The sequence below is a fragment of the Elioraea rosea genome (assembly GCF_007644105.1).
Lineage (GTDB): Bacteria > Pseudomonadota > Alphaproteobacteria > Acetobacterales > Acetobacteraceae > Elioraea_A > Elioraea_A rosea.
Genome location: NZ_VFAC01000025.1, coordinates 1 through 17,170, shown reverse-complemented (window position 1 = coordinate 17,170; position 17,170 = coordinate 1). Strand labels below are relative to the sequence as shown.

The following is a 17,170-nucleotide window of genomic DNA, read 5'->3' as shown; positions in this document are numbered from 1 at the left end:
AGGCTCAACGACGCGGGCAGGGCAGGGTTGCGCAACGCCTGGGCCTGCATCTCCATCGGCCCGACGGATGACGGGTATGTGAGGAGCGTCACTGCACGAGAGGGGGGACCGGGCCTAGGTTCGGGCCGAGACGAGGAGAGGACGTTCCGGTTTCACGGCGCATGGCAGCCATGCCGAGAACCGCGCCGGTGGACACGAAGCCGAAACACCTCGATGCGCCGAATCACACCCGAGACGACCGGGAAGCGAGTGCCATGCCTAGACTGATCATTCCGCTTGTTGCTGCGCTGATCGGGCTGACGACCCTGATCGCCTCCGGCACATTCTCCGAGCGTTCGCACCAGGCGAGCTCGGGCGATGCCTTCATCGCCCTGCTGCACGCCTCCCACGCCGCTGCCGTCGCCGAAAAGGGCCCGACCCGGACGCGCTGAGCCGGACGCCCCGAACGGCATCCGGGCGGCGCCTCGCCGCGGACTGCGAGGCGGCCGCCCTTGCCCGACCCGGGGACCGACGCCGTCAGGCCTCCGAGGCGCCGCGGGCGGATGTGCCGCCCATCGAGATCATCGTCAGGAACTCGCGCCGCGTCGCCGCATCGTCGCGGAACGCGCCGAGCATCCTGCTCGTGACCATCGACACGCCGGGCTTGTGGATGCCGCGCGTCGTCATGCACTGGTGTGCGGCCTCGATCACAACGGCCACGCCCTTGGGCTGGAGCACCTCGTTGATCGTGTTGGCGATCTGCGCCGTCAGCTTCTCCTGGATCTGAAGCCGCTTGGCATAGACCTCGATCACGCGCGCAAGCTTCGAGATGCCGACGACCCGCTTGTGCGGCAGGTAGGCGACATGCGCGCGGCCGATGATCGGCACCATGTGGTGCTCGCAATGGCTCTCGAGCCGGATGTCGCGCAGCAGCACCATCTCGTCGTAGCCGTCCGTCTCCTCGAAGGTTCGGGCGAGCATCTCGACGGGGTCGGTCTCGTAGCCGGCGAAGAACTCCTCATAGGCGCGGACCACGCGCGCAGGCGTGTCGACGAGGCCCTCGCGGTCCGGGTCGTCGCCGGTCCAGAGAAGCAGGGTGCGCACGGCGGCCTCGGCCTCCTCGCGCGTCGGGCGCGAGCGGCTGACGGGGGCGGCGGACACCGCGGCGGGGGCGTGGATATTCATCAGTCGAAGTCCCTTTCGGACTGGGGTGGCGGGATGACCGTTCTTGTTGCCCCTCCTTGTCGGACGCGCCGTATCGCACGCGCATCCGGTGGCGGGGTCGTGGGCGGCGCAGGGGACCATCCCCGGCGCCGCTCAGGCACCTGACCTCAACTGTGCTCGAAGTGAGGCCGAATGGCCACTCGTCAAGCGTCCGCGGGGCGGTTCAGTGCAGCCGCATCTGCTGGTGGGGGCTGTCGAGGGAGAAGGCGGGGATGGCGGCGTCGAACGCTTCGCCCGTGCCCTGCACAACCATGTGGTAGGCGCCCTCCATGAAGCCCGAAGGCGTGGGAAGCGGCGCGCCGGAGGTGTACTCGAAGCTCTCGCCAGGTCCCAGCACCGGCTGTTCGCCGACCACGCCTGGCCCGTGCACCTTCTGCACGCGCCCCATCGCATCGGTGATCGACCAGGAGCGGTGGGTGAGCTGCACCGTCTCCGCGCCCTCGTTGGCGATCTCGACCTTGTAGGCCCAGACGAAGCGCCCCTCCTCGGGGGAGGACTGCTCCTCGAGGAAGAAGGGCTGCACGGTGACGCGGATGCCGCGTGTCGTCGCGCTGTAGCCGCCCTCGCCCGCCATCCCAGCCGCGCCCTGCCCCAGCACTCAGCCCTGCCGCATCGCCGCCGTCGCGGCGCCCGCGCCGATCAGCATGGCACCGCCTGTGCGGTTGAACCAGCGCCGCACGCGCGGCCGCCGCACCGCCCCGGCAAGCCGCGCTGCGGCGAGCGCGTAGAGCGAGGCGTTGGCCGCGGCAAGCGTGACGAAGGTCACGACCAGGATGGCCGCCTGCGGCAGGAAGGGGCGCGCGGGGTCGATGAACAGCGGCACGAAGGCCACGAAGAACGCGATCGATTTCGGGTTCAGCGCGGTGACGATGAAGGAGGCGCGCGCCGCCTTCCACGGCTCGAGGGCTGCGGGGATCTCGCCCTCGTCCGGAACCTTCGCCCGCCACAGCGAGACGCCGAGCCAGACGAGATAGGCCGCGCCTGCGAATTTCAGGACGGTGAAGGCGGTGGCCGAGGCGGCGAGAAGCGCGCCGAGCCCGGCGAGGGAGAGCGTCATCGCCACAAGATCGCCCGCAGCGACGCCGGCGACGAGCGGCCAGGCGCCGCCGCGCCCGCCACGCCCCACACCAAGAGACTGGCCAATGACGAGCAGGATGGTCGGCCCGGGGATGGCAAGGATGATCGCCGCCGCGGCCACGAAGCCGACCCAGGTTTCCCACCCCATCGCCGCCATGCCTTCGCCCGATCAGGCCGGGCGGCGCGGGATCATTCCGCGGCGCGTGCGACCTTCGCCGCCATGAGCGCGCGGCCGAGGTCCTCCGTCAAGTCGGCGGGGTCCTCGAGCCCGACGGAGAGGCGCACCAGCCCGTCGGAGATGCCAAGCTTCGCCCGCTCCTCCGCGCCGATGCGCATATGCGTCGTCGTCGCCGGGTGGGTGACGAGCGACTTGGAATCGCCGAGGTTGTTGCTCACCCGGATCAGGCGCAGCGCGTCCAGCACCGCGAAGGCTGCCGGCTTGCCGCCCTCGACCTCGAAGGCGACGACGGTGCCGCCCTGGCTCATCTGTGCCATCGCGAGCGCGTGCTGCGGATGGTCCTTGCGCGAGGGGTAGAGAACCCGCGTCACGCCCGGCTGGGCGGCCAGGAAGTCGGCCACCGCCGCCGCGCCCTGGCACATCGCGTCGATGCGGAGCTTCAGCGTCTCGAGACCCTTCAGCAGCACCCAGGCATTGAACGGGCTGAGCGAGGGGCCGGTGTTGCGGATGAAGGGCTGAAGCGTGTTCTCGATCCACGCCTTGGATGACAGGATCGCCCCGCCGAGGCAGCGCCCCTGCCCGTCGATATGCTTGGTGGCGGAGTAGATCACCACGTCGGCGCCGAACTCGAGTGGCCGCTGCAGCAGCGGGGTGGCAAAGACGTTGTCGACCATCACCGTCGCGCCAGCCTTGTGCGCGAGGTCGCACACCGCCCGGAGGTCGACCACCTCGAGGCAGGGGTTGGACGGGCTCTCGAGCAGGACGGCATTGGCCGGGCGGGCGAGAGCGCGCTGCCAGGCGGCAAGGTCGCGCCCGTCGACGAACTCCGTCTCGATGCCGAACTTCGGCAGGAGCGTCGAGACGATCCAATGGCAGGAGCCGAACAGGGCGCGGGAGGCGACCACGCGGTCGCCCGCCTTGAGGTGCGCGAGCATCGCGGCAGAGACCGCCGCCATGCCCGTGGCGGTGGCACGGCAGGCCTCGGCGCCCTCGAGCGCGGCGAGCCGCTCCTCGAACATCGCGACCGTCGGGTTGCCGAAGCGGCTGTACTGGTAGTGCTGCGCGGTGCCGAGGAAGGTGGCCTCGGCCTGGGCGGCATCGTCATAGACGAAGCCGGAGGTGAGGAAGAGCGCCTCGGCGGTCTCGCCATGCTGGCTGCGCACCTGCCCGCCATGGACGGCGAGGGTGGCGGGACGGTAGCGGTTCGGTTCGGTCATCGATGACGGACCCCATCTCGTTGCGGGCCCGGCCACGGGGTCGCGACCCCCTCGTTCGGGGACCTGCGGCCTTTTAGCGCGTATGTTTCACCTCGCCGCAAGCCGGCCGGACAAATCGCGAGGGGTGCTGCCACCGCCGCAACGCTTAAGCGGCTGCCTCGCGGGGGTCAAGCGTGCGTCGGCACCGGCCGGCCCCTCGGTGCCCGGGATCCGGGTTCACCAGCCCAAGGCAACCCGAGCGCGAGGGGCGAGGGGATGCCCGGTGCGTGCAGGCGCAGCAGGAACATGCCGACCCCGGCGAGGCCCTGCATGAGGCCGGGAGAGGCATTCGCGCCCGTCGCCTGCTGCGGCAGCCCGAGGCGCCGAACCGCGGCGTGGCCGACGGCGCGCGCAAGGTCCTGCCCGCCCTCCTCTCCGCCATCGCGCCGGGCCTCGCAGTACAGCACGACATCGGCATTGCCGCAGGCGCCGTGGCAGAGGCAGAGATCGGCCCTGTCGGCGCGCAGCGCGGCACGTAGCGCCGCGCGCGTCGAGGCGAGCGCCGCTCGTGCCTCGTCGCCGGACCGGGCACAGCCGAGCACGGCATGCGCATGGACGCGGGAGAGGGCGATTCCCGGCGCACCGTGGCACCAGAATGCGGGATAGGCGCGCGGTACCGTGCCGCGCGGCCCGCCCGCGACGACGCCGCGAAGATCGGCCCAGTTGCCCTCCTCCGCGGCGTAGAAGCGCCGTTCGTAGGCGAGCGCCCGGGCGGCCGTGTCGGCGAAGCGGCGCTCGCCCGTCATGTCGAACAGCCGCACGAGCGCGGCAGCGATGCCGGCCGCACCGTGCGAGTAGCCGCAGAGGTGCCGGTTGCGCCGCTCCGCGGGCGAGCCCCATGAAGCGCAACCCTGCCGGATCGTCGCCGCTTCGCAAAGACGATGGCCGAGCGACGATGCGGCGTCGCCGAGCACCTCCGGAGCGACATGGCGGGACAGTTCCGAGAGCGCAAGGATCGCGCCGGCAGAGCCGGACATGACGTCGTGCTCCGCCTTCGCGTCGGCGTAGGGAAAGCGCGCGATCTCGGCTGCAAGCTCCGACGCCATGCCGGTGAGGAGCTCGTCGCCGAGCGCAGCACCCGCGCGGGCAGCGGCGACGGCGATGCCGCTCCAGCCGGGGAAGAGGCCGACGCGCGCGTCAGCCGGTACCGTCGCGGCGAGGTGGCGGGCCTGCAGCAGCGCCGCGCGAGCGGTCGCCGCGAACTGGGCCTCGCCGCTTCGCGCGGCGAGCTCGGCGAGGAACCAGGCGATGCCTGCGAGACCGGAATAGAGGCCCGGGCCCAGCGTTCGATGAACCGTCTCGCCATGCGGATGGCCCGCCATCGGCTCAGGCCCGAGCCAGGTGCACCGCTCGCCGTGCCACACCGCGCTGCCGGCCAGCATCATTCCGATCGCGCCTGCCGCTTCGAGCCACGCGCCGGAGCCACTGGTTGAGGGTGGCTCCACTTCAGGGGGAGTGAAGGTCGGCCATGCGGCATACCGGTCGTCGGCATCGGCCCGGCGGAGATGCGGCCGGTCGAGGTCGAGCCCTGCCTCGCGGAACTGCGCCTCGACGCGGGCGAGCCGCGCGGCGGCCGAGCGCTCGCGCGCCGCATGGGCAGCGACGAGCGCCTCGGCCACCAGGCGGCAGCGATGCATGCCGAAGCTCTCGCCGGTGCCGGGGTCCTCGGCGAGGCCGAGCCCGGGCGCGAGCCGAAGCGTGAAGGCGGGAATCGCGTCGCCCAGGGCGCCTGCCAGGGCGCGGTGGACCGGGCGCACCGCCTCGTGCATCGCGTCATGCTTGTCGGTGGGAACGTAGAGCACCGCCGCATCGCAGCGCGTGAAGCGCCTCGCGTCGTTCAGCACCTTCAGCATGAACGGCAACGTGGCTTCGTTGAGCGCGACGGTGAGTGCGGTGACGAGCGACGCGGCCGCATCCGGCGCGATGTTCCAGTAGACCCTGAGCAACGGCACCGAGCCATCTCGCACCAGCTCCCGCTCGCCAAGCGCGACGTAGAAGCCCGGCGAGAAGCCGAAGCACTCCTTCGGAACGCGCACCGTCACGGGGCCCTCCTCGCCCTGCGCCTGCTCGACCGCTTGCGTCGGAACCAGCAGCGTGAGCGCGTCCTTCGTGACGGTGCAGACGCCGTTCCCCCGCCGCGTTATCGACCACCCGCTGTCCAGCGAGAAGCGGCTGCGGTTCGCGGCCGAAAGCTGCCTGACGAAGTCGGTCAGCCCGACATCGGGGTGGAGGTCGGAATGCGGTGTGGCGGGAACCGGCCGTCCCCGTATGTAGAACTGGTTGTAGAGGCGGGCCTGGATCGATCCTGTCAGGTACGTCTTGGCCAGCCTCGGGTCGAGGCTGTCTGCGATGCGCCTTGGCAGTCGCGGCGACGGCGCGCCGAACCACGAGAAAGACGTCGCGGAGCGGATCCGCAGCGCCGCGATCGCATCGCTCAGGACAGCGCGGCTGGCGTCCATCCCACCCTGCCATTGCCGGTGATGCCGAGGAGCTGCGCGGCGGCTTCCTCCGGCCGTTCGAGCATGCTGAGACCAAGCTGGAGGAAGCAGACGACCGTGCCGTTCAGCGACGCGGCCGGCTGCATCTGCTGGAACGCAACCTGCACCAGAAGCGCAGCCGCGTAGCGCGTCGCCTTCACGAGCGCGTCCGCCCGCTCTCGTGCCTCGAAGCCGATGCCCGACGCGTAGGCATCCCAGAACGCCCCGATCGCCGGCTGCAGGTCAGCGAGCCTGAACGCGGCGCTGTCGAGGTTCTGCTCGGACGGCACCTCGTCGACCACCGGGACGGTGTTGAGCCAGCACCGCAGATACTCGGCGACGATGGTCGCTGCGTCCCAGAGAGGATCGCCGAGCTGATGGGCCTCCCAGTCGACGATCCTCACGGGCTTGCGTTCTGGCGGGACGATCCAGTTGTCCCACTTGCAATCGCCATGGATCAGCGCGGACGCCAACCAGTCGCGGCGAAGCGCTGCGAATTCCTCGGCGAAGCGCGGATAGCGCTGCACGATCCGCACGAGCTGCATGTTGGCAGCACTCGTCTCGGCGAAGATGCCGAGATCGGGCTCGGCGAGGTGCAGCACCCACGGCAGCCCGCCGCGCGGATCGGGCATGGGCGTGATGCCGTCGAGCTGGTCGTGGCGGTGCAAGTCGGCGAGCGCGGCCCCTGCCACCACTCCGGCCCAGGCCGGGAACCTGCGCCGCCCTGCCATCTGTTGCTCCCTGAGCGTCCTGCCGTTCCCGAGATACTCGATCAGCAGGATGTCTGCCGCCTCGTCGTAGAGCAGCCTGCGGGGCAAAAGGGCGTGGAACCGCGGTGGCGGATGCTTCGCCTCGGCCCAGTCATAGAACGACGCCTCGCGGCGGACGGTGCTCGAGCGCGAGGCGCGCTTGCCCTGCTTCAGGAAGTAGGACGGCCCGCCCTCGACCACGATGGCGAGGTTGGCGTTGCGCCGCGACACGTCGATCATGGACACGCCGTGCTCGACCACATGGTCAGGCGTCAGCAGTGCCCGCTCGAGCAGCCAGGGAACCGCGCCGGCGGGTCCGAGCATCACGTCAGGCTAGCAGCAATGCGACAGGTATGTCGGGCAGAGGCCTGCGCTGTTGCCAGGGTTCGGACAGTTCGTTTCCGTCGCTGCCGACACGATCACGATGATCGTGGTGGTTGCGAGGATCGTGATGATCGTCAGCGGCGTGGTATGGGCTGTCGTGTCGCCGTCGCCGATCGTGAAGCCCTTGCCGAAGCGCCCGATATGGTCGCGAGAGACGGGCCCGTCGAGGAAGGCCGCGTGCGCCTGCGATGCCCTCAGGCGGTTGAGCACCACCTTCGCGTCGCGCTGCAGCCAAAGCGCGGTCCCACCGAGCGGCGCCGCCTCGAGCGGAAGGCGCTGGCTGTTGACGACGTCCGCCGCGTCGAACTCCAGATAGTCGTTCATCGTCGGCGAGAGGTAGAGCCGCCATCGGCCTGTCGAGGCCGACTTGCCGAGCCAGCCCATCATCATCCGCGTATTGGGAATTCGGGACGGATCCGAGACGAGGCTCTCGACGAGTTCGTCCGGGTTGAGCTTTGGCGCGGGCATGCTGTCCGTTCCTTCTTCGTGAGGACGGTCCCATGCGGCAAATCCTGCGAACGCCGTCACGCGGGTGATGTCGCGCCATCACAGAGTGCGTGGATGCCATATGCATCCCGCACGCCTCCGGGGCGCGGAACCACGGCCGTTCAGTGCGTCGCAGAGGATACCGCGATCGCAACGAATGCGACTCAACACCATCGCCGCCGGCGCAGTCAACGTTGCAGAAGTCACATCGAAGCGACCGTTACGATCCGCAAACGCACCGATGTGCCGCTCGCTCAGAGCCGCTCGCTCACCGGGGGTCGCTCGGCGCTGGCCGCTCAGCGCTGGGCGATCGTGAACGATCCCGGTAGGCGATGGACCCGCAACCGTGTCTCGACCCAGCTGTAGCAACTCCCCTCGCCATCACGCGGGCAGCAGGAAATGATGTCGCCGCCTGGCGCCCAGGTGCGGCAGCAGCACTCCTTCATGCCGCACGAGCAGCCGTAGATCGGCGGCTTGGCGGCAAGCGCTGCCACGACCGAGGGCGTGATGGCCGGCGCGCCGGCGGCGGTGCGATAGGCCGCGCCAGGTCCGAGCGAGGCACCGGCGGTGAAGCCCGGCAGCCGCGCGCTCACAGGAGCGCGCTCCGCCGCGGACGCGGGGCGCGGCATGTGCGCTCCACGGTTTCGCAATCGGCCGTGATGCAGAGCCGCGTGCCCTCGATGCAGGGGCCGCAGGCGGGCTTGCAGGTCGGCTCGCTGGGGCCCACGCCACCCCCGCCACCGGGGTCTTCGAGACAGCCGATCTTGCAGAAGGCGTTGCTCACGGGGTTGGTCTCGGTGAAGTCGCAATCGGCCATGCAGAACCCGATCGGCCGCAGTTGCGCGACGACGAGGCCGGACCCTGATCCTCGCCGCGTCCCGCGATAGGCCGAGCGGCTCGCATACTGGGTCGCCTCGGCGGTGAAGCCTGGCAGTGCTTGCATCGGACTCTCCCTTCTCCTTAGCGGTCGTAGAACGGCGCGAGCTTGCTCACGAGGAACGGGAACTCCTCGGTCACGTCGACCCGCACGAAGGCCTTCTCGATCACGTCGGTCGTTCGGTCGGTCGTGGCGAGGATGACGTCGAGAATCCTGCGCGAGCCCGAGAGCGCGGAGGGCCGCACCTCGACGCCGGTGAGCGCCGCATTGCGCGCGAACGCAGCTGCGATATGCGCGTAGATGGCCGGATAGCGCATCGCGAGATAGTTCACCGCACGATGCTCGTCGGTCGCGCCCGCGTTGTCGGTGAGCAGCAGGAGACGGTCCAGCATCTCCTCCGAAGCGGCGCGAAACTGGGCCGCCGGCGTCTTGTCCGGGCGGGGGATCGCCTTGAGCAGGGCGTCGCGATCGAAGCTGTAGATCTGGTCGAAGGCGAGGACCGGCAGCATCAGCCCGTTGCACGCCTCCGGACCCGCCACCGGCCCGCGCAAGCCGATGACCACGTCGAGGTCGGCGGGGCTGGGTGCAGGGCGGATGCTCTCGACGAGGAGATCGAGCTCGGCCGGTTCGCGCGGCTGCAGGATGTAGGTTTCGACACCCTGGACGCGCAGCACCCAGCACATCTGCCGCGCGAGATATCGGTGCTGGCGCTGCGACAGTACGGCGTGGAAGAGCTGCTGGTCGGTCTGCCCTGCCGCATCGGCCCTGCCCGCGACCTGCGCAAACTCCTTCTCGGCGGCGAGGGTCGGAAACCGCACCTCGATGCGGCCCACCGCGTAGGCATAGCCCTGCGGCTCCCAGCCCGCCCCGCCGCAGGACGGGCATGGCCCGGTGCCCTCGGCCGCCATGACCTCCCCACGGTGAACCGGCATCGTGCCGGCGGGGGGAACCGCTTCGACGGTCTCTGCCTCCATCGTCGTCGCCCTTTCCTGCTCTCTTTCAGCGTCTGCGGCCTGTGAAGGTCACGCCGGTGAACGTCACCCATCTGTTCATCGTCGCCGCCCGCGCCTCGCATCCGCCGCAGCGACGGAACCCGGCCCGTCGTGCGACGGCGGAGACGGCCTCGCCGAGCCCGACCTCCTTCCCCGCACCGAACCCCGGCAGGCGCACGCGGAAGGGCGGCTTGGCCTGAGAAGGGGGCGACCTGCTCATCGCGCCGCCCCCTGCATCGCCTGCCACGCGCCCCAGGCATCCAGCATGGGCGGCACGACCGACCTCCTGCTGCCGGGCCAAAGCCGCGTGACGGCGGCGCGGACAAGCCTTGCCGGCGCGCGCGGGAACTCGGACCACAGGAGCGCGATCGCGCCGGTGACGAACGGCGCCGCGGCGCTGCTGCCGCCGAGCGTGACGCTCGCCCCGTCGGCAGCGAGGCTCTCGACCTTGTCTCCCGGCGCGGCGAGCCCATTGCGCCCGATCGTGGCGCCGAGCGTCGCCTCTGCAAGAGGCCGGCCAGCGCCGTCGCAGCCGATGACCGGAATGACGCAAGGGTGGGCGGTGATCGCACTGCTGCCGATCGTCGCCACGTTGCCGGCTGCGGCGACGACGATCACGTCCCGCCGCGCCGCGTGGTCGAGCGCTGCCGTCAGCGCCTCTGTCTCGCCAGCCGCCCCCGGCTCGATCGCGGCGGAGACGTTGACGATGCGCGCCCCGGCCTTGATGCAAGCCTCGATCGCGGCGGCCAGTGCGCGCGGGGCGGCACTCGGCGGCGCGCCGGGCCCGTTGCCGGCCTCGCTGAAGACGGGGCTCAGGAGCAGGGTGCAGTCCGGCGCGATCGCGGGCGATCCGCCACCCCGATCGCCCGCGAGGATGCCGGCCACGAACGTGCCGTGGCGGCAGGCGGCGGTCGCGTGATCGGCGCAGACGGCCTCCCGGGGACCGGGCAGCGGCGTAATGCGTGCCTCGCCGAGGCTGGGATGATGGAGCGCGACGGGGCCATCCACGAGCGCGACGACGACCTCCGGCCGACCGCGCGTACGCACCATCAGCGGCGTGAGGCGTACCAAGTCCAGTGGTCGCATGGCCCACTGTCCCTTGCCGAGCGCCCGGCCCGCCTGCGAACTCTCCGCCCGTCGATGACGTTCTGCAACAGGAATGATGTAAGGCGCGTCGTGCGGCGCTTCAGGATTGCGTGATGCCGGGTCGGCATGCCCGGAGCGGCGCGTTGGCCCCCGCTTGCCCGGCCGTGCGCCGTGCCCGTATAACCGCGGGATCAGGCGGGTATGATGTAATGGTAGCCTGTCAGCTTCCCAAGCTGAACGCGCGGGTTCGATTCCCGCTACCCGCTCCAGCCACCCCGCACACCGTGGACCCGCCGGGGCTTGTCGGAGATTCTTACGGCCCGGGCGCCAGCTGGATAGGGGGGCTGGCAGACCGTTCAGTTTGCTGACATGACGCTGCTGGCATGAAACCTGCTTCTCCTCGTGGAGAGGCGCTTCAATTGCGGAGCGCGGCATGACGAGCATCGAGGACTGGCAATGAGGAAGCTTCTTCTGGCGGGCGTAGCAGCGGCGGGCATGGCCCTCGCTGCGGGTGGCGCACAGGCCGCCCTGATCGGCGGGACCGTCAGCGAGGCCGATTTCGTGGCCGCGATGGGGACGGCCTCGACTGCGGGCTGGGCCTATCTCGGGCAGACGACTGCCGCCTTCACCCTGCCTGGCAGCGGCGAGCTCGAGCTGCGCAATGCCGAGTTCGGCAATTCGTTCGGATTCTCTGGCCTCGGGCCGGGCTATGCCAACCAGACTGTCGTGTTCGGTCCCGGCGCTGCCGTTGGTTCCGTGGCGGCGATCGCGCCCGGCTTCTCGCCGTTCCTGTTCTTCTTCGACAACAACCGGACGGGTGCCAACGACGCCATGCTCTGGACCGACGGGCGGGTGACCGGCGGCAATTGGCGCGAGCAGGCCGACATGGACATCTTCTTCAACGCGTCCAGCGGCACCTACGCCTTCTTCTTCGACGATGGCGGCCCGACGGGTTCGCAGGACGACAACGACTACAACGACATGGTCGTGAGCTATCGGCCGACCGCTGTTCCGGAGCCGGCCACGCTCGCCCTGCTCGGCGCCGGGCTGCTCGGCCTCGGCCTCGCCCGCCGTCGCCGTCGCGCGGCCTGATCGTCGCGACACGCTGACGCAACGCCTGACTGGCTGGAACAGGGCGGTATCGCAAGGTACCGCCCCGTCTCTTTGGTGTGGCCGGATGGTCGCTCCTGTTCCGATGGCCCCGCCCGCAATGCAGCGACATAGGCCTGGCGAACACACTGCCGCCTCGCGCCATGCGGTCGCAAAATGGCTCCGCGCGCCGTCAAGGCTCGCGTCCCGGCGCCGAGTGCGATACAACTAATGCGCGAATACCTTGCAAGCCTGGCGTCCGGATAGTAATTTGTTCCTATACATCCACCTCGCTGGTGGATCTGTCGCCCGGGAAGCCTGCATGTCTGCTGACTCTGGCCATCCCCTCGAGACCCTCTCCGTCGATCTGACGAAGGATGTGTTTCTGCGCTCGATGCTGCGGGCGCTGACCGGTGCCCTCGAGGACGTCGTCGGGCTCGAGGAGGCGGAGGGCTACATCAGCGTGGTCGGCCGCACGCTCGGCAGCGAGATCGATCGCGAGTACCGCACCGCACTGGCGGTCGACCGGCTCAACAGGGCGCAGCTCGGTCAGGTCCTGACCAACCTCAAGGCCCGGATCGACGGCGACTTCACGATCGAGGAGGAGACGGAGGACAGGATCGTCTTCCACAACACGCGCTGCCCGTTCGGCCGCAAGGTCGAGAACCGCGAATCCCTCTGCATGATGACGTCCAACGTGTTCGGCCTGATCGCGAGCGAGAGCCAGGGCTACGCGAAGGTCTCGCTCGAGCGGACGATCGCCCGCGGCGACGGGCATTGCCGCGTCGTCGTGTACCTGCGGCCTGGCCGCGAGGAAGGACGGGAATACTTCAGGCGGGATGATGACCTCGCTTGCTGAGGCCTTCTTCGCCTTCGCTCGGCTCGAGCGGGCACCGATGCTCCTGCTCGACCGGGCCGGGCGCGTGCTCGCCCGCAACGAGGCAGCGAGGCGAACCATTGCCGCGGGCGAGGAGACGGTACTCGCCGCCCTTCCCGCCGCACGGTTTCTAGACTTCCTGCGCGATGCCGCGTCCGCGGCCGACCCGATCCCCGGCCGCTTCGCCTTCCCCGTTTCGGCGGCCGAGACGGTCGATCTCCGCTGCGAGGCGGGCGCCTGTCGCTTCGGCGAGGGGGAGCGCGCCATCCTGCTGCGGCTGCTGACCGGAGATCGCGACCAGCGGGGCTTTGCCGAGCTGAAGCGCCAGGTCTCGGCACTCAACGCCGAGATGCACGGGCGTCGGGAAAGCGAGGAGCGTCTTCGTCTCGTCATCGAGACGATGCGGGACGGCGTGGTGATGTTCGACAGCGAGGGCGTCATCGCCCTGGCCAACCCTGCAGCGGCGGCCATGTTCGGCGTCGCTCCCGGCGCGTTCGTCGGCCGCACCGTGCTCTCGCTCACCCCGATCGCTGCACAGACGGAACTGTCTGAGCCAGCGCTCAAGGCGATGTGGTTGCCGCGCAGCGCGCCTGCGGGCCGGGAAACAGCGGTCGCTGTGAGGGAGGACGGCACGAGCTTCCCGCTCGAGCTTGCGGTGCAGCGCAGCACCTCGGGCCGCCACGAGGTCTTCGTCGCCATCCTCCGCGATGTCGGCCAGCAGCTCCTCCTGCAGGAGCAGCTCGCCCAGGCGCAGAAGATGGAGGCGATCGGCCAGCTTGCCGGCGGCATCGCGCATGACTTCAACAACCTGCTGACGGTCATCATCGGCGGCGCGGAATCGCTTCTCGACGGGCTCGCATCCGACACGACGGCACGCGACGCGGTGCGCAGCATTCTCTCCGCCGCGCAGCATGGCTCGGAGCTGTCGCGCGCGCTGCTCGCCTTCGCCCGACGCCAGCCCCTGAAGCCCGCGATGTTCGACTGCGCGAGCCGGATCGTTGCGATGCGCGACCTTCTCCGCCGCGCGCTCCGCGCGGACATCGCGCTCCAGATCGGCCATGGCCAGCATCCCCTGATGGTGCGGGCCGATGCCGCGCAGCTCGACGCCGCCATCCTCAACCTCGCGATCAACGCGCAGGACGCGATGTCCCGCGGCGGGGCGCTGAACATCTCTGCCGATGCGGTCGCGCTCGGCGAGGAGGAGGCGACAGCGATCGGCGTTGCGCCCGGCCCTTATGTACGCATCGCGGTGGCAGACACAGGCAGCGGCATCCCGGCCGAGCTGCTCGGCCAGGTGCGCCAGCCCTTCTTCACCACCAAGGGGCTGGGGCGCGGCACCGGCCTTGGCCTCGCGCAGGTCGACGGCTACGCCGCCCAATCGGGCGGCGGCATGGCGATCCTGAGCGAGGAGGGGGCAGGCACCACGGTCGAGCTCTACCTTCCCTTCCTCGCTGCAGCCGAGATTGCCGAGGCCGTTGCAGCCGGACCCGAGAGCGACCTCGAGCCGCCCGCGCCCGCCTCGGTGCTGATCGTCGAGGACGATCCGATGGTGCGCCGCGTCGCGGTGCGCATCCTCTCGGGCCTCGACTGCACCGTGCATGTCGCCGAGAACGGTGCGTCGGCGAAACTGCTGCTCGACGGCGATGAGCGGATCGACCTCGTCTTCACCGACATGGTGCTGCCGGGCAGCCTCTCAGGCATCGATGTCGTCCTCCACGCGACCGCGCGACGCCCAGGGATCCTGTGCGCCATCGCCTCCGGCTATGCGGGAACGGCGCTGTCCGACCAGGGCGAGCTTCCCGCGGAGGTCACGTTCGTGCCCAAGCCCTACCGGAAGGCGGACCTCGTCCGCCTCGTCGCGACCGTGAAGGCACGCCTGCTCGCCGAGTGACGCCCTGCGTTGCACCCCCGCCCGCTCCGTCTGAGCGTTCACCGCCCTGAGAGGGGCGATGGCGGAGGGACGAGAGGCAGATTCCCGGCCATGCCGCGCTCACGAGGCGCTAGACTGCCTTCGTGCCGGGATCGCGAGGGTCACATGGCGCTCACGCTTCATACCATGTCTGGCTCGCCCTATGGGTGGCGGGTCTGGCTCGCGCTCGAGCTGAAGGGCATTCCCTACGAGCTTCGGACGCTCTCCTGGGAGGGCGGCGATTTCCGCACGCCCGGCTTCGCCGCGCTGAACCCGCGCCGGCGCGTGCCGGTGATCGAGCACGACGGGTTCGTGCTCTACGAATCCGCCGCCATCCTCGAGTACATCGCCGATACCTGGCCCGATGGCCCCGCGCTCTTCTCCTCCGATCTCCGTCAGAGGGCGATCGAGCGCCGGATGGTCCGCGAGGCCGACCAGTACTTTGCCGCCGCCCTCGAGCATCTCGTCGAGGCCGTCTTCTACACCCCGCCCGAGAAGCGCGAGCAGGCGCGGATCGACGCGATCTGGGCAGAGATGCGCGAGGAGCTCGCGCTCTGGGAGAGCCTGATCCGCGGCGACTTCCTCGCGGGCGGCTTCTCCGCCGCCGACATCACGCTCTTTCCCGAGATCGCGCTCGGCTTCCGCATCGCCGAACGGAACCCGGGCCTCGTGACGGGTGAGCTTCTGGGCCCGCGCCTCGCGTCCTGGTACGCGCGGATGCGGGCGTTGCCGCTCGTGCGGCGAACCTGGCCGCCGCACTGGGTTCCGCCGGCGCTGGAATAGCGGCGTGCGATGCCCACGAGGAAGGGGCGGCCCTTGCGGGACCGCCCCCGTTCCGTCCACCGGGCCTTGCGGCCCGGAGCGCCGGCTCAGCCGCGGCGACGGCGGGCCGCGGCGCCGAGGCCGAGCAGCCCCATGCCCAGAAGGGCGAGCGAGGCGGGCTCGGGAACCGGAACGCCCGGCACGAACTCGAACGCTTCCTGCGAGGCCGTGACCGTGATGGTGTCGAACGCGTCGAGGTTGCTGATCATGACGGCGAGGTTCGTCGTTCCCGCCTGCACGCCGCCGAGACCAGCGACCACGTCGGCGCCGGAAACGACCGTCGTCGCGCCGCCACCGGAGAAGGTGAAGGTGAGCTGGTTGTAGGTCGTGGGGCTCGGGTCAACCGAACCCCAGAGCAGGTTGAACGACGTCTGCAGCGCGCCGTACCCGAGGATCACCGAACCCCCGGCCGTGCCGGCCCGGGCGTTCAGATAGTTGAGCGTATCGGCCGCGCCGCCCGCGGTGCGGAAGGGCGAGCGGGTGACGCCGCTGACGTCGCCGGAATAGACGCCCGACAGACCGGTGAAGCTCACATCCACGCCCGTGCTGGTGGTGAACGGCGCCTGGCTCACTAGCCCGTTGATGCCGGCTGCCCCGAGATTCTCGAGGGCGAAGGGCATGTTCGTGGCCGTCGGGTTCGCGACGATCGAGGCGCTGATCGTCGGCGCGGCATGCGCCTGCACGAAGGACACGGCGGCCGTGAAAGCTCCGGCCAATGCAATGGTTCGAATGACGTTCATCCCTGGTCCCCTCCCGAGGTTGTGGCCGCACACGGCGAAGTAGCGCGGCTTGGTTCGCAATGTTGTTGAGCAAGAACGGTGCCAAACACGTAACGTGCTGACATCGTTTCGCTTCGAATCCGCTGCCACCGTGCGGTGTTAAGTTTCCTGACTCGCCCTCAGCAGCCTGGCTTGACCGGCTGGAGGTAGGGAAGCAAGGGCGGCTGCGGCGCGCGCCGCACCTCCTCGATACGCGCGACGGCCCGCGCCGCCGAGCCGCGAAGATGCTCGGCAAGCGCCTCGGCCGCTTCCTCCGCTTGGCCGCGTTCGAGCGCGGCAAGCACGCGGAGATGCTCGGGCAGGAACGGCTCGGCCGGAAACAGCCGGGGCACCCAGCCGTAGAGGAAGCTGTGCGCGACGAGCAGGGATTGGTGCTGCCGCACCGCCTCCATCAGCGCCGCGTTCGGACAGAACCCGAGAAGCTCGCCATGCAGGTCCGCCTCCAGCGCGTCGAGGGCGGCGCCGTCGAGCTGCTCCGCCCGTGCCATGGCGGCCTCGATGCGGCGACGACGCTCGGCGACGAACCCCTCGGGCAGGAGCGGCGCGGCGCGGACGAGCGCTGCCGGTTCGAGCAAGGCGCGCATCTCGTACAGCTCGCCCACATGCGCTGCCGTCAGCGCAGGCGCGACGAGGCGGGCCCGCGCGTCGCGGCGGAGCAGCCCGCGCTGGTTCAGCCGCGCGATCACCTCCCGCGCGACGGTGCGGCTCACCCCGTAGTGGCGGGCGAGCTCCGTCTCGACCACGCGCCAGGCGGAGAAGGACTGGCGCGACACGATCGCGCGCTCGACGTCGCCGTAGAGCCGCGCCCAGCTCGCGGAGGGCGCGAGGCGCTCCCCGCCGAGGCCCGCGAGCGAAGGCTTGGCGCCGGCAAAGGCCGCGCCGGCGACGATGTAGCCGCGACCCTGCGCGCGCCGCACCAGGCCGCGCGC

19 protein-coding genes, 1 tRNA gene and 1 riboswitch are annotated in these 17,170 nt (G+C 70.3%); of the genes, 7 read left to right on the top strand and 13 right to left on the bottom strand.

Annotated features, from left to right (window positions below):
* Positions 1–254 precede the first annotated feature (254 nt).
* Positions 255–431 carry a hypothetical protein gene (locus FIF60_RS21645; protein ID WP_158639231.1) on the top strand — a complete coding sequence of 59 codons (177 nt, stop codon included), beginning with the start codon at positions 255–257 and terminating at the stop codon, positions 429–431.
* A gap of 85 nt (positions 432–516) precedes the next feature.
* On the opposite strand, the gene folE is transcribed toward FIF60_RS21645, so the two are convergent.
* The 10 genes from folE to FIF60_RS14755 form a co-directional block, all read right to left on the bottom strand.
* The gene (gene folE / locus FIF60_RS14800; protein WP_144186868.1) at positions 517–1,164 is read right to left on the bottom strand and encodes a GTP cyclohydrolase I FolE; all 648 of its coding nucleotides are present in this window, start codon (positions 1,162–1,164) and stop codon (positions 517–519) included.
* Between the two features lie 202 nt (positions 1,165–1,366).
* Complete coding sequence (apaG, locus tag FIF60_RS14795; RefSeq protein WP_144186867.1) at positions 1,367–1,777, bottom strand: Co2+/Mg2+ efflux protein ApaG; 411 nt, start codon at positions 1,775–1,777, stop codon at positions 1,367–1,369.
* Between the two features lie 24 nt (positions 1,778–1,801).
* On the bottom strand, positions 1,802–2,437 hold the full coding sequence (locus FIF60_RS14790) for a LysE family translocator (protein ID WP_338032085.1): 636 nt from the start codon (positions 2,435–2,437) through the stop codon (positions 1,802–1,804).
* A 32-nt stretch (positions 2,438–2,469) separates the two neighbouring features.
* Complete coding sequence (gene metZ, locus FIF60_RS14785) at positions 2,470–3,675, bottom strand: O-succinylhomoserine sulfhydrylase (protein ID WP_144186866.1); 1,206 nt, start codon at positions 3,673–3,675, stop codon at positions 2,470–2,472.
* Positions 3,676–3,728: 53 nt separating this feature from the next.
* Positions 3,729–3,807, bottom strand: a riboswitch (SAM riboswitch).
* A gap of 35 nt (positions 3,808–3,842) precedes the next feature.
* The gene (locus tag FIF60_RS14780; RefSeq protein ID WP_144186865.1) at positions 3,843–6,173 is read right to left on the bottom strand and encodes a lanthionine synthetase LanC family protein; all 2,331 of its coding nucleotides are present in this window, start codon (positions 6,171–6,173) and stop codon (positions 3,843–3,845) included.
* Positions 6,149–7,264, bottom strand: coding sequence for an aminoglycoside phosphotransferase family protein (locus FIF60_RS14775; protein WP_144186864.1), 1,116 nt, complete (start codon positions 7,262–7,264; stop codon positions 6,149–6,151). The genes FIF60_RS14780 and FIF60_RS14775 overlap by 25 nt, the downstream gene beginning before the upstream one ends.
* A 9-nt stretch (positions 7,265–7,273) precedes the next feature.
* A complete protein-coding gene (locus FIF60_RS14770) occupies positions 7,274–7,792 on the bottom strand; it encodes a hypothetical protein (protein WP_144186863.1) in 519 nt (172 codons plus the stop codon).
* A 314-nt stretch (positions 7,793–8,106) separates the two neighbouring features.
* On the bottom strand, positions 8,107–8,403 hold the full coding sequence (locus FIF60_RS14765; protein WP_144186862.1) for a hypothetical protein: 297 nt from the start codon (positions 8,401–8,403) through the stop codon (positions 8,107–8,109).
* Complete coding sequence (locus FIF60_RS14760) at positions 8,400–8,753, bottom strand: hypothetical protein (protein ID WP_144186861.1); 354 nt, start codon at positions 8,751–8,753, stop codon at positions 8,400–8,402. Before FIF60_RS14760 ends, FIF60_RS14765 begins: the two co-directional genes overlap by 4 nt.
* Positions 8,754–8,770: 17 nt before the next feature.
* Complete coding sequence (locus FIF60_RS14755; protein WP_204251208.1) at positions 8,771–9,661, bottom strand: cyanobactin maturation protease PatG family protein; 891 nt, start codon at positions 9,659–9,661, stop codon at positions 8,771–8,773.
* A gap of 56 nt (positions 9,662–9,717) precedes the next feature.
* Between FIF60_RS14755 and FIF60_RS21640 the strand changes: the two genes are divergently transcribed.
* Positions 9,718–9,879 carry a hypothetical protein gene (locus FIF60_RS21640; protein ID WP_158639230.1) on the top strand — a complete coding sequence of 54 codons (162 nt, stop codon included), beginning with the start codon at positions 9,718–9,720 and terminating at the stop codon, positions 9,877–9,879.
* Positions 9,880–9,895: 16 nt separating this feature from the next.
* On the opposite strand, the gene FIF60_RS14745 is transcribed toward FIF60_RS21640, so the two are convergent.
* Positions 9,896–10,765, bottom strand: a complete 870-nt coding sequence (locus FIF60_RS14745) for a S8 family serine peptidase (protein WP_144186859.1) — start codon at positions 10,763–10,765, stop codon at positions 9,896–9,898.
* A gap of 195 nt (positions 10,766–10,960) precedes the next feature.
* Here FIF60_RS14745 and FIF60_RS14740 point away from each other — a divergent pair.
* The 5 genes from FIF60_RS14740 to FIF60_RS14720 all read left to right on the top strand — a co-directional run bounded on the left by FIF60_RS14740 (position 10,961) and on the right by FIF60_RS14720 (position 15,423).
* Positions 10,961–11,034, top strand: a tRNA-Gly gene (locus tag FIF60_RS14740).
* A 187-nt stretch (positions 11,035–11,221) separates the two neighbouring features.
* Positions 11,222–11,857: a PEP-CTERM sorting domain-containing protein gene (locus FIF60_RS22120; RefSeq protein ID WP_144186858.1), complete on the top strand. Its 636-nt coding sequence runs from the start codon at positions 11,222–11,224 to the stop codon at positions 11,855–11,857.
* Positions 11,858–12,176: 319 nt separating this feature from the next.
* Entirely contained in the window at positions 12,177–12,713 is a 537-nt protein-coding gene (locus FIF60_RS14730; RefSeq protein ID WP_144186857.1) for a methanogen output domain 1-containing protein, read from the top strand.
* Entirely contained in the window at positions 12,697–14,622 is a 1,926-nt protein-coding gene (locus FIF60_RS14725) for a PAS domain S-box protein (RefSeq protein WP_158639229.1), read from the top strand. Before FIF60_RS14730 ends, FIF60_RS14725 begins: the two co-directional genes overlap by 17 nt.
* A gap of 144 nt (positions 14,623–14,766) precedes the next feature.
* On the top strand, positions 14,767–15,423 hold the full coding sequence (locus FIF60_RS14720) for a glutathione S-transferase family protein (protein ID WP_158639228.1): 657 nt from the start codon (positions 14,767–14,769) through the stop codon (positions 15,421–15,423).
* An 86-nt stretch (positions 15,424–15,509) separates the two neighbouring features.
* Here FIF60_RS14720 and FIF60_RS22115 read toward each other — a convergent pair whose 3' ends face one another.
* Positions 15,510–16,202: a PEP-CTERM sorting domain-containing protein gene (locus tag FIF60_RS22115; protein ID WP_144186854.1), complete on the bottom strand. Its 693-nt coding sequence runs from the start codon at positions 16,200–16,202 to the stop codon at positions 15,510–15,512.
* 158 nt (positions 16,203–16,360) lie between these two features.
* Positions 16,361–17,170 (bottom strand): GntR family transcriptional regulator (locus FIF60_RS14710; protein ID WP_144186853.1); only part of this gene is annotated, 810 nt, incomplete at its 5' end.